This window comes from Thioalkalivibrio denitrificans (genome assembly GCF_002000365.1).
GTDB lineage: Bacteria > Pseudomonadota > Gammaproteobacteria > Ectothiorhodospirales > Ectothiorhodospiraceae > Thioalkalivibrio_A > Thioalkalivibrio_A denitrificans.
The window spans coordinates 1-11,727 of sequence record NZ_MVBK01000025.1 but is presented as its reverse complement, the minus strand read 5'-3'; the positions used below and the strand labels follow the sequence as shown (position 1 = coordinate 11,727).

General features: G+C 65.2%; 10 protein-coding genes. 7 read left to right on the top strand and 3 right to left on the bottom strand.

Translation table 11 applies throughout. From position 1 onward, the window contains the following. The 7 genes from B1C78_RS04475 to ppx form a co-directional block, all read left to right on the top strand. Positions 1-532 (top strand): L-histidine N(alpha)-methyltransferase (locus B1C78_RS04475; RefSeq protein ID WP_139349806.1); only part of this gene is annotated, 532 nt, incomplete at its 5' end. A 45-nt stretch (positions 533-577) separates the two neighbouring features. Next, positions 578-1,270 carry a phosphate regulon transcriptional regulator PhoB gene (gene phoB, locus B1C78_RS04470; RefSeq protein WP_077277949.1) on the top strand — a complete coding sequence of 231 codons (693 nt, stop codon included), beginning with the start codon at positions 578-580 and terminating at the stop codon, positions 1,268-1,270. Between the two features lie 4 nt (positions 1,271-1,274). Then, on the top strand, positions 1,275-2,591 hold the full coding sequence (gene phoR, locus B1C78_RS04465) for a phosphate regulon sensor histidine kinase PhoR (RefSeq protein ID WP_139349805.1): 1,317 nt from the start codon (positions 1,275-1,277) through the stop codon (positions 2,589-2,591). An 87-nt stretch (positions 2,592-2,678) separates the two neighbouring features. Continuing rightward, the gene (locus B1C78_RS04460; protein ID WP_077277948.1) at positions 2,679-3,359 is read left to right on the top strand and encodes a TIGR00153 family protein; all 681 of its coding nucleotides are present in this window, start codon (positions 2,679-2,681) and stop codon (positions 3,357-3,359) included. 23 nt (positions 3,360-3,382) lie between these two features. Further along, on the top strand, positions 3,383-4,636 hold the full coding sequence (locus tag B1C78_RS04455; protein WP_425443954.1) for an inorganic phosphate transporter: 1,254 nt from the start codon (positions 3,383-3,385) through the stop codon (positions 4,634-4,636). A 139-nt stretch (positions 4,637-4,775) separates the two neighbouring features. Beyond that, positions 4,776-5,294: a phosphohistidine phosphatase SixA gene (sixA, locus tag B1C78_RS04450; protein WP_077277947.1), complete on the top strand. Its 519-nt coding sequence runs from the start codon at positions 4,776-4,778 to the stop codon at positions 5,292-5,294. Positions 5,295-5,432: 138 nt separating this feature from the next. Further along, positions 5,433-6,935: an exopolyphosphatase gene (gene ppx, locus B1C78_RS04445; RefSeq protein ID WP_077277946.1), complete on the top strand. Its 1,503-nt coding sequence runs from the start codon at positions 5,433-5,435 to the stop codon at positions 6,933-6,935. 115 nt (positions 6,936-7,050) lie between these two features. On the opposite strand, the gene ppk1 is transcribed toward ppx, so the two are convergent. The 3 genes from ppk1 to B1C78_RS04430 all read right to left on the bottom strand — a co-directional run bounded on the left by ppk1 (position 7,051) and on the right by B1C78_RS04430 (position 11,476). Next, positions 7,051-9,126, bottom strand: a complete 2,076-nt coding sequence (gene ppk1, locus B1C78_RS04440; RefSeq protein WP_077277945.1) for a polyphosphate kinase 1 — start codon at positions 9,124-9,126, stop codon at positions 7,051-7,053. Positions 9,127-9,384: 258 nt separating this feature from the next. Then, complete coding sequence (argF, locus tag B1C78_RS04435; protein ID WP_077277944.1) at positions 9,385-10,287, bottom strand: ornithine carbamoyltransferase; 903 nt, start codon at positions 10,285-10,287, stop codon at positions 9,385-9,387. A 13-nt stretch (positions 10,288-10,300) separates the two neighbouring features. Further along, positions 10,301-11,476 carry an acetylornithine transaminase gene (locus tag B1C78_RS04430; protein ID WP_077277943.1) on the bottom strand — a complete coding sequence of 392 codons (1,176 nt, stop codon included), beginning with the start codon at positions 11,474-11,476 and terminating at the stop codon, positions 10,301-10,303. Between the last annotated feature and the right edge of the window lie 251 nt (positions 11,477-11,727).

Sequence of the window (11,727 nt, the reverse complement as noted above, 5' to 3'; positions counted from 1 at the left end):
GCCGCCCGGGCGGCGCCTGTTCGCCTTTCTCGGCAGCACCATCGGCAACTTTGAGCCCGCCGAGGCGATCGCGTTCATGAGCGATCTGGCCGCCGTCATGGACCCGGGGGACAGCCTGCTGCTCGGCCTGGACCGGGTCAAGGCGCCCGACGTCCTGGAGGCGGCCTACGACGACGCCGAAGGGGTGACCGCCGCTTTCAACCTCAATCTGCTCTCGGTGCTCAACCGGGCGCTGGATGCCGATTTCGATCCCGGGGCCTTCGCCCACCGCGCCCGATACGACGTGGGACGCCGGCGCATCGAGATGCACCTGGTGTCGCGCGTGGAGCAATCGGTGCGTCTGGGACGAATGAATGAGCGCCTGGATTTCTCGCGCGGCGAATCCATCCTCACCGAAATCAGCCGCAAGTTCACGCCGGAGGACATTGACGCCCTGCTGGGCGCGGCGGGGCTGGAGCCGATCGCCTGCTACGAGCCGGACAACGGCTACTTCTCCCTGGTCCACGCGCGCCCTGTCACCGGTCTGTCATAATCGTCCGGTGTAATACGACCGTTCCATGAATGCGTGCGAGGCACCATGAACGGCAAGAGAGTACTGATCGTGGAGGACGAGCCTGCCATCCGGGAGCTGGTGGGCTTTGCCCTGGCCCGGGCGGGTTTCGAGGTGGACGAGGCTGCGGACGGCACCGAGGCGCAGGCGCGCCTGTCCGAGCGGCTGCCGGACATGATCGTGCTGGACTGGATGCTGCCCGGGATCAGCGGGCTGGAACTGGCGCGCCGTCTCAAGCGCGACGAGTACACCCGTGAGGTACCCATCATCATGCTCACCGCCCGCGGCGAGGAGGATGACAAGGTGGGCGGCCTGGAGGCGGGCGTGGACGACTACGTCACCAAGCCCTTCTCCCCCCGTGAACTGGTAGCCCGCATCAAGGCGGTCATCCGGCGTACCTCGCCCGAGGGCGGTGACAAGCCCCTCCAGGTGAACGGCCTGAGCCTTGACCCCGGCAGTCACCGGGTCACCGTGGACGGCAAGGCCCTGGAGATGGGGCCGACCGAGTACCGGCTGCTGCACTTCTTCATGACACACCCCGAGCGCGTCTACTCGCGCTCCCAGCTTCTGGACCATGTCTGGGGACGCAACGCCTACGTGGAAGAGCGCACGGTGGACGTGCACATTCTGAGGCTTCGCAAGGTGCTCGGCCCCGCCGGCTACGATCGCTGCGTGCAGACCGTGCGCGGCGCCGGTTACCGGTTCTCGGAGCAGGGGTGATGCCTTGACCGGCCCCTGGACGGTGGAACTCTGGCGTCTGGCGGGCTTCGTCCTCGCAGGGCTTGTACTCGGCTGGCTTTTCGGTGCCCTGGCCTGGACCCTGCCGTTGTCGCTGCTCGCCTACATCGGCTGGCAGCTCCACCAGCTTCGGCGCTTCGTCAACTGGATTCGTGCGGGCCGGCGCGATGATCCGCCCGATGCCAGCGGCGTCTGGGGGGATCTGATCAACGAGCACTACCGGCTCTACATGCGCGGCCGCCGGCGCAAGAAGAAGATCGCCAAACTCCTGACCCGTTTCCACGAGGCCAGCGCCGCCATGCCTGATGCCACCGTCATCCTCGGACCCCGTTACGACATCGAGTGGTTCAACGAGGCCGCCGTCCGGCTCCTGGAACTGAAATCCCCCGACGACGTGGGCCAGCGGATCACCAACCTGCTGCGTCACCCGGATTTTGTCGCCTACATGAACGGCGGGGAGTACGGCGAGCCGGTGGAGTTTCCCGTCAGCCCCGATTCAGACCGGCGCGTAAGCGCCCGCCTGGTCCCGTTCGGAAATCGCCAGTTCCTGCTGTCTGTGCGCGACGTCACCCGCATACATCGCCTGGAACAGATGCGGCGCGATTTCGTGGCCAACGTCTCCCATGAGCTGCGCACGCCGCTCACGGTGATCACGGGCTACCTGGAGTCCCTGGCCGAGGATGCCCGGGAGGATCCGCAGCTTGCGCACACCTATCGCGCCATGGAGGCCCAGGCGACGCGCATGCGCCGCACCATCGAGGACCTGCTCGCCCTGTCGCGGCTGGAGTCGGGCGATGGACGGCCTCCGGAGACCCGCCCGGTCTCGGTCCCGGCCATGGTGGCAGGCCTCGCGGAGGATGCGCGCGTGCTCGGCGCCGAGAGCGGACTCACCGTGGAGCTGGAATCGGACCCGGATCTGTGGCTCCAGGGCGTGGAATCCGAACTGCAGAGCGCCTTTTCCAACCTGGTGAGCAACGCCGTGCGCTACACGCCCCCCGGCGGGCGGATCACCCTGCGCTGGTACGCGGACGATGCGGGCGCCCATTTCGAGGTCCGCGACACGGGTATCGGCATCGCGCCCCGGCACATCCCCCGTATCACCGAGCGGTTCTACCGGGTGGACTCCGATCGCTCGCGCGTCAGCGGCGGGACGGGCCTGGGCCTGGCCATCGTCAAGCACGTCCTGCAGCGCCACGATGCCCGTCTGAAGATCGAAAGCCGACCCGGCGAGGGGAGCCGCTTCACCTGCAGTTTCCCTGCTACCCGCATCCTGCATCGCCCCCCCCGAAGCGCGAGCGCCTGACGGCTCCCGATATTGGCAGGTCGCCGGTCTCCTTCCCGATGTGACAATTTGGTTACAATAGACCCGATTCCGTCCGGGACTTCGGCCATGTTCACCAAGAATTTCGTTTACGACCTTTTCGGGCGCTCCCCCGTTCGCCCGCTGCAGGCGCACATGGACAAGGTCCAGATCTGTGTCGCCGAGTTGCCCGCCTTCTTCGAGGCGGTGTGCGCCGATGACTGGCAGAGAGCCGGGGCGCAGCAGCAGAAGATCGCATTGCTGGAACGGGAGGCCGATGCCCTCAAGAAGGAACTGCGCCTGCAACTGCCCAAGGGCATGATGCTCGCCATGTCACGTCGCGACGTACTGGAGGTGCTCACCGTACAGGACCGCATCGCCAACACCGCCAAGGACATCGCCGGCCTGATCCTGGGCCGCAAGATGCGCTTCCCGGAGAATCTCGTTCCCGATCTGAAGCACTTTCTGGACCGCTGCATCGACGCGGTGCGGCAGGCGGGGCGCATTGTGCACGAGCTGGACGAACTGGTGGAGACCGGTTTCAGGGGGCACGAGGTGGACGTGGTCAACGAGATGCTCACGGAGCTGGACAAGATCGAGCAGGACACCGATGCCATTCAGAGACGCGTGAGGGAAACCCTGTTCCGGCAGGAGGCGGACCTGTTTCCCGTGGACGTGATGTTCATGTACCGGATCATCGACAACATCGGCGGGCTGGCCGATGAGGCACAACGGGTGGGGAGCCGCCTGCAACTCATGCTGGCGCGTTAGCCGGATCTGTCGAAGGATTCTCCATGCTGGAATACGGCGTCGTATTCATCATCCTCGCCTGCGTGTTCGGCTTTTTCATGGCCTGGGGCATCGGGGCCAACGACGTGGCCAATGCCATGGGCACCTCGGTCGGCTCCAAGGCGGTCACCCTGCGCCAGGCGGTGATCATCGCCGCGATATTCGAGTTTGCCGGTGCGTGGCTTGCAGGGGGCGAGGTGACGCAGACCATCCGCAGCGGCATGATGGACGCGGATCTCCTGGCCGATTCCCCGGACCTTCTGGTGTTCGGCATGCTGGCGTCCCTGCTTGCGGCGGGCACCTGGCTGCTCATCGCGTCGCATTTCGGCTGGCCCGTATCCACCACCCATTCCATCGTCGGGGCCATCGTGGGTTTCGCCGCGGTGGGCATCGGCGTGGAGGTTGTGGAATGGTCCAATGTCGGGCGCATCGCCATGTCCTGGGTGGTGTCGCCGCTGATGGCCGGCACCATCGCCTTTGCGTTGTTTCGCAGCGTGCAGATCCTCATCCTGGATACCCCGGATCCGCTGGCCAACGCCAAGCGCTTCGTGCCCGCCTACATCTTTCTCGCGGCGTTCATCACCGCGATGGTGACGCTGCTCAAGGGCCTTACGCATCTCGGTCTGCAGTTCACCACTTTTGAGACCTATGCCATCGCCATCGGTATCGGAGTGGTGGTCACCGCCTTCGGTGTTCATGCCATTCGACGCCTTCGCTTTGATCCCGATGCCGATCGGGATTTTCACTTCTCCAATGTGGAGAAGGTGTTCGGCGTGCTCATGCTGGTCACCGCCTGCGCCATGGCGTTTGCCCATGGTTCCAATGACGTGGCCAATGCCGTGGGGCCGCTGGCGGCGGTGGTGAGCGTGGTGCAGACCGGCGCGGTCGATGTCCAGACGGTGATGCCCATCTGGATTCTGATCCTTGGCGGCGTGGGTATCGTGGTCGGGCTCGTGACCTACGGTCACAAGGTCATTGCCACCGTGGGCACCGGCATCACCCAGCTCACCCCGAGCCGCGGCTTTGCCGCGACCCTGGCCGCCGCCATCACGGTGGTGCTCGCCTCGGGGACCGGACTGCCCATCTCGACGACCCATACCCTGGTGGGCGGTGTGCTGGGTGTGGGCATGGCCCGCGGTATCGCCGCCATCAACATGGGCGTGGTGCGTACCATCTTCCTGTCCTGGATCGTCACCCTGCCCGCCGGTGCAATCCTCGCGATCCTCTACTTCTTCGTGCTGCGGGGGATTCTGGGGTGATATCCCGCAACCGATCTCCGCAACCGCCGATTCAGGGGCGGTGTGCGACACCCTGTTCGTGACGGGTGGCCGGCGCTTGCCCTGACCCCCCTTTCCATCGCACTGTACTACTGAGTACACCAACCGGTGGAGGCATCCGGTGTCAGACGCAGGGGCAGACCGCGATCTCACCCTGATCATTGTCCGCCACAGCCAGGCGGAGGATCCGGCGGCGTTTGCGGCCACTGGCGCGCCGGATTGCGAGCGGCCGCTGACCCCGCAGGGGGTCAAGCGCATGAAGCGGGCGGCCAGACGCATGGCGGAATGGCTCGACGGGGTGGACAGGATCCTGACCAGTCCATGCACCCGGGCGGAGCATACCGCGCGAATCCTGGCGGACGAACTGGGTCGTGCCCGGGTGGAGTCGTTTGCGGAACTGACCCCCGGCGCGGAGCCCGAAGCGCTGAGCCGCTGGCTCGAAGGGGAGGTGGGGAGCGGGTGTGTCGTGTTGGTGGGGCACGAACCGGACCTCTCGCACCTGATCGCCTGGCTGTGCGGGGCGGTATCGGTGGAGATGAAGAAGGGTGCGGCCTGTGCATTGCATTTCGACGGTCCGCCGGCGAAGGGATCGGGCACACTCATCTGGTTGTTGCCACAGAGTCTGCTGCGCAATCTTTAGACATCGATCAGGCATGTGCACACAATTCTGTCGTCAGCGTGCAACATTTCAGACTTACCATGCGAAGATGCCCGGGTTTCCACCATCGCCTGCCCATCTGTCCATGAACCCCCAACCCGCTGACCGGTCCTGACCTCCATGTTCCGACGCCGCAAGGTCCCCGAGGTCGTTGCCGCCGTTGATCTGGGCTCGAACAGCTTCCACATGATCGTCGCGCGGGTGCAGCAAGGCCACGTCCATATGCTGGATCGCCTGCGCGAGACGGTGCGCCTGGCGGCGGGCCTGGATGCGCGCGACAACCTGACCGAGGAGGCCATGGAGCGCGCGCTGGGCTGTCTGGAGCGCTTCGGGCAGCGTGTGCGCGACCTGCCCCAGGGCGCGGTGCGCGCGGTGGGCACCAACACGCTGCGCAAGGCCCGTAATGCCTCGGAATTCATGGCGCGTGCCGCCGCGGCCCTGGGACATCCCATCGAGGTGATCGGCGGACACGAAGAGGCGCGCCTCATCTACCTGGGCGTATCACACGCCCTGGCCGATGACGGGGGGCGACGCCTGGTGGTGGACATCGGCGGCGGCAGCACGGAGCTGATCATCGGCGAGCGCTTCGAGCCCCTTCACGGCGAAAGCCTGTACATGGGCTGCGTGAGTTTCAGTCGGCTGTACTTTCCTCAGGGGCGCATCACGGAGACCGGTTGGCGTACCGCCGACATTGCCGCGCGCCTGGAACTGCAGCCCCTGGAGCGCCCTTTCCGGGCGCTTGGCTGGAAGGACGCACTGGGCGCCTCGGGGACGCTGCTGGCGGTCGAGCGGGTCCTGCGCGAACTGGGCTGGGCACAGGGCGGCGTAACCCTGGAAGGGCTTCATCGCCTGCGTGAGGCCATACTGTCGGCAGGCGATGTCTCGCGGCTTGACCTGTCCGGCCTCAGCGACGACAGGAAACCGGTGTTTCCCGGTGGCGTGGCGGTGTTGCTGGCCATTTTCGAGGCGCTCGGGATCGAGTCCATGCAGGTGTCCGACGGGGCGCTGAGAGAAGGGCTCGTATACGACCTGCTGGGGCGCATCAGTCACGAGGATGTCCGCACCCGGACCATCGAGGGACTCATGGGCCGCTTCCAGGTGGACGCGGCCCATGCAGAACGGGTGGAGACCACGGCACGCGGACTCCTGGAGCAGGTCGGCGAGGATTGGGAAATGGACGAGGATGCCGCGGATACCCTGAGTTGGGCCGCGCGCCTGCATGAACTGGGGCTTGCCATCGCCCATGCGGGCTACCACAAGCACGGCGCCTACCTGCTGGCCAACGCCGATCTGGCCGGTTTCTCCCGTCAGGGGCAGCAGTGGCTCGCCCTGCTGGTACTGGCCCACCGGCGCAAGTTTCCGGTCAAGGCGATCGAGCAGACAGTGCCCAGGGAATTGCGGCCGAGGCTTACGCGTCTCGCGGTGCTGCTGCGTCTCGCGGTGCTGTTTCGCCGAAGCCGAAGTGACGTGGCACCCGAACTGCAATCCCTCGCCACGGGCCGCAACAGCGTGAAGCTCGTCTTCGCCCCGGGCTGGCTGGACGCACACCCGCTCACCCGGGCCGATCTGGACCGGGAAAGGGATTTCCTCAAGGTTGCGGGGATGAAGCTGAAGGTTGTTTGAACAAATTCAAGATTCAAGATTCAAGATTCAAAGGGAGTGCGGAAGTCCGCACCTGGGGCGAACCGGGCTTCGATGCTTACCCTTTGAATCTTGAATATTGAATCTTGAATTGCCTTCAAGTCGTGGAATACTGCGCCAGCAGATCATTCTGCGCCGAGCGAGGCTTCTGGTTGGATGCGGGCTTGAGGCGCTTGTAGCTGCCGTCCTTCTGCAGCGCCCAGGATTGAGTGTTGTCGGCCAGGTAGTTGAGCAGGGTTTCCTGCAGCACCCGCTTGCGCAAGACCTCGTCGGTGACCGGGAAGGCCACCTCCACACGGCGGAAGAAGTTGCGCGGCATCCAGTCAGCGCTTGAGAGGAACAGTTCCGGTTCGCCGCCGTTCTCGAAATAAAAGACCCGTGAGTGTTCCAGGAAGCGCCCCAGTACCGAACGCACCTGGATATGGTCCGAGATCCCGGGGATACCGGGGCGCAGGCTGCACATGCCGCGCACCATCAGGTCCACCCGCACCCCGGCCCCGGAGGCGCGGTACAGGGCCTGGATCACCCGCGGCTCGATCAGCGAGTTCATGCGCGCGATGATACGTGCGGGCCGTCCTGCCAGGGCGTGCGCCGTCTCACGCTCGATGCGTTCGAGCATCCCCGAGTGCAGCGTGAAGGGGGCCTGGAGCAGCCGCTTGAGTCGCGAGACCTTGCCCAGTCCGGTGAGTTGCTGAAAGACCTTGTGCACATCCTCGCCGACGGTCCTGTCGGCAGTGATCAGGCCGAAGTCCGTGTAGGCGCGCGCGGTGCCGGTATGGTAGTTGCCGGTGCCCAGATGCACGTAGCGCACGATCCGGCCCTTCTCCCGGCGTACCACCATGGCCAATTTGGCGTGGGTCTTGTAGCCCACGACGCCGTAGACCACATGCGCGCCCGCATCCTGAAGCCGGTTGGCGAGCTGGATGTTGGCTTCCTCGTCGAAGCGCGCGCGCAGCTCCACGATCACCGTCACCTCCTTGCCGTTCTCCGCCGCCTCCACGAGGATGTCCACCAGTTGTGAACGTACCCCGGTGCGGTACAGGGTCTGCTTGATGGCCAGCACGTCCGGGTCCCGCGCCGCCTGGCGCAGGAACTCCACCACGGGCATGAAGGACTGGTAGGGGTGATGCAGCAGCAGGTCGGCGTGACGCACCGTCTGGAACAGGTCCGTCCCGGGGGCGAGGCCCGGCGGCAGGGACGGAGTGAACGGCGGAAAGCGCAGGTGGGGGCGTTCCACCAGGTCATGCACCGCCAGCAGCCGGTTGAGGTTCACCAGGCCGTTGACCTGATAAAGGTCCTCGGGGCCGAGCTTGAACTGGCGCAGCAGGAACTCCGCCGTCGCCTGCGGGCAGTTGTCCGCCACCTCCAGGCGCACGGCCTCTCCATAGTTGCGCTGGGGCAGCTCGCCCTCGAGAGCCATGAGCAGGTCGTCGATCTCCTCCTCGCGCACGAAGAGGTCGGAATTGCGCGTAAGCCGGAACTGGTAGCAGCCGGTCACCGTCATGCCCTGAAACAGGTCTCCGACGTGGGCATGCAGGATCGAGGACAGGAACACGAAGTCGTAGTCGCCGCCGGTGATCTCCGGCGGGATGCGGATCACGCGCGGCAGGGAACGCGGTGCCTGCACCACGGCCATGCGGCTCTCGCGTCCGAAGGCGTCCTTGCCCTCCAGGGTGACGATGAAGTTCAGGCTCTTGTTGAGGATGCGCGGAAAGGGATGGGCCGGGTCGAGTCCCAGCGGGGAGAGCACGGGCAGGAGTTCCTGCTGGAAGAACTCCCTGACCCAGTTCGCCTGCTCCGTGTTCCAGTGGGTACGGCGCACGAAGCGCACGCCCTCGGATTCCAGGGCGGGAATAACGATCTCGTTGAGCGTGCGGTACTGGTCATCGACCAGCGTGTGGGCCTGTTCGCTGACCCTTGTCAGCTGTTCGGTTGCGGACAACCCGTCCGGCCCCGGCGTGTTCACGCCCAATTGCACTTGTTGCTTGAGCCCGGCGACCCGCACCTCGAAGAACTCGTCCAGGTTGGTGCTGGAGATGCACAGGAAGCGCAGGCGTTCCAGCAGCGGGATGGACTCGTCCTTGGCCAGTTCGAGCACCCGCCGGTTGAACTCCAGCAGGCTCAGTTCGCGGTTGAGGTAAAGCTCGGGGTTTGAAAGATCGACGTCGTCCATCAGGGCCTCACGCCCGCAGAGATTCACGAAAGCTTAATGGTGCCATATGACGGTCCCGTTACAGCGCCGGTGCATCTTCGACGTTCCGGGGCGCGGGTGTGAAAGAACGGAATGGACAGGATTAACAGGATTTCTCAGGATTTACAGGATGAATGATTATTTGCTGGAGCATCAGCAGATCATTCAATCCTGTAAATCCGTTTCTTATCCTGTTAATCCTGTCCATTGTCTTTTCCCCTCTCAACGGCAATCCCCGGCTCAGGCAAGCAGGAACTCCAGGAGGGCCTTCTGGGCGTGGAGGCGGTTTTCGGCTTCGTCCCAGACCACGCTCTGCGGGCCTTCCAGTACCTCGGTGGAGACCTCTTCCTCCCGGTGCGCGGGGAGGCAGTGCATGAACAGCGCATCGGGGTTGGCCAGTTCCATGAGCGCGGCATCCACCACGTAGTCGGAGAAGGCCCGCCTGCGCGCCGCCTGCTCATCCTCCTGGCCCATGCTGGCCCAGACGTCCGTGACCACCAGGTCGGCATTCCAGACCGCATCGGCAGGGTCGCGCACAACGCTGACCGCATCGCCCGCGGCGGCCAGCAGGTCCGGGTCCGGATCGTAGCCCTCGGGACAGGCGGCACGCAGGGTGAAGCCCAGTCGCTGCGCGGCGTTGATGTAGCTGTTGCACATGTTGTTGCCGTCGCCGACATAGGTCACGGTGCGCCCGGCGATGTCGCCGCGATGCTCGAACCAGGTCTGCAGGTCCGCCAGCAGCTGGCAGGGGTGTTCCAGGTCCGTGAGGCCGTTGATCACCGGCACGCGCGAGTAGGCGGCGAAGCGCTCGACCTTCTCATGCTCGAAGGTGCGGATCATGATGCCATCCACCATGCGCGACAGCACACGGGCCGTGTCTTCGATGGGTTCGCCGCGCCCCAGCTGGGTATCCCGAGGCGAGAGGAAGATCGCCTGTCCGCCGAGCTGGATCATCCCCACTTCGAAGGACACCCGCGTGCGGGTGGAGGATTTCTCGAAGATCATGCCCAGCACCTTGCCCTTGAGCGGCAGGTGCTCCTGGCCCTCGCGCTGCATGCGCTTGAGCTCGATGGCACGGTTGATCAATGCGCGCAATTCGTCGGCGCTGAAATCCAGAAGGGAGAGAAAATGGCGTACGGTCATGACGGCCTCCGGGTCAGGCGGCCTCGCCCGCAAAGGATTGCACGAGTCCCGCGAGGGTCTCGATAAGGATGTCGGCTTCCGCCTCTCCGAGGATCAGTGGGGGCAGCAGGCGGATCACCCGTTCCGCGGTGACGTTGATCAGCAGACCGCGTTCCAGTGCCTGGCCCACCAGCTCCCCGCAGGGGCGGTCCAGTTCAATGCCGATCATCAGCCCCGTGCCGCGGACCTCGCGCACGCAGGCGATACCCTCCAGGGCCTTGCGCAGACCGTCCTGCAGGGTCCGGCCCATCTTTGCCGCCCGCGCCGGAAGGTCCTCCTGTTCCATGGTGTCGAGTACCGCTAGAGCGGCGCGACACACCAGCGGGTTGCCGCCGAAGGTGCTGCCGTGGCTGCCCGGGTTGAACAGCCCGGCCGCCTTGCCACGTGCCAGGGTCGCACCGATGGGCACACCGTTGCCCAGCCCCTTGGCGAGGGACATCACGTCGGGCAGCACGTCCTCGTGCTGGCAGGCGAACCACCGGCCGGTACGCCCGATGCCCGCCTGTATCTCGTCGAGCATCATGAGCCAGTCGTGGCGATCGCACAGTTCGCGGATTCCCCCGAGGTAGCCGGCCGGCGGAATGCGGATGCCGCCCTCGCCGGTCACCGGCTCCACCAGCACCGCGGCGATCTCCGCGTTGGCGAACCTGGCGATGGCGTCCAGATCACCGTACGGCACACGCACGAAGCCTGGTACCAGCGGCTCGAAGCCCTTCTGGATCTTCGGGTTCCCCGTGGCGGTGAGCGTCGCCAGGGTGCGGCCGTGGAAGCTGCCCTCGGTGACGATCACCGTGGGCGTGTCGATACCGCGGGCGTGTCCATGCAGGCGTGCCAGTTTGATGGCCGCCTCGTTGGCTTCTGCACCCGAGTTGCAGAAAAATGCGCGCTCCATGCCGGAGAGTGCACACAACCGCTCGGCAAGCCGCTCCTGCAACGGAATGCGATAGACGTTGGAGGTGTGGATCAGGGTGCCCGCCTGTTCGCACAGGGCGCGGGCCACGGCCGGATGGGCATGACCCAGCCCGCACACGGCGATGCCGGCCAGCGCATCCAGGTACCTGCGTCCCTCGGTGTCCCACAGCCACACGCCTTCACCGCGCTCGAAGGCGACGGGCTGGCGGCCATAGTTTTTCATCAGCGCATCCGACATCGGGTGATTCCGGCAGGATCGGTGTGTTTCGGAAACAAAAACGGCAGCGATCAGGCGCTGCCGCATCAAATTTCATTATACCCGCGAATTGGCCTTGTTCAACGGTGGTTTGAAAGGCGGTCTACCACGAAGCTCACGAAGGGCACGAAGAGTGTCTGATCAGGTTGCTGTCGTGCCCATAGGGACATCGTGGCGGGATTCCGCCGTGGCGGCATTTTCCGGCTGAAAAGCGTTTCTCTCGCAAAGCCGCG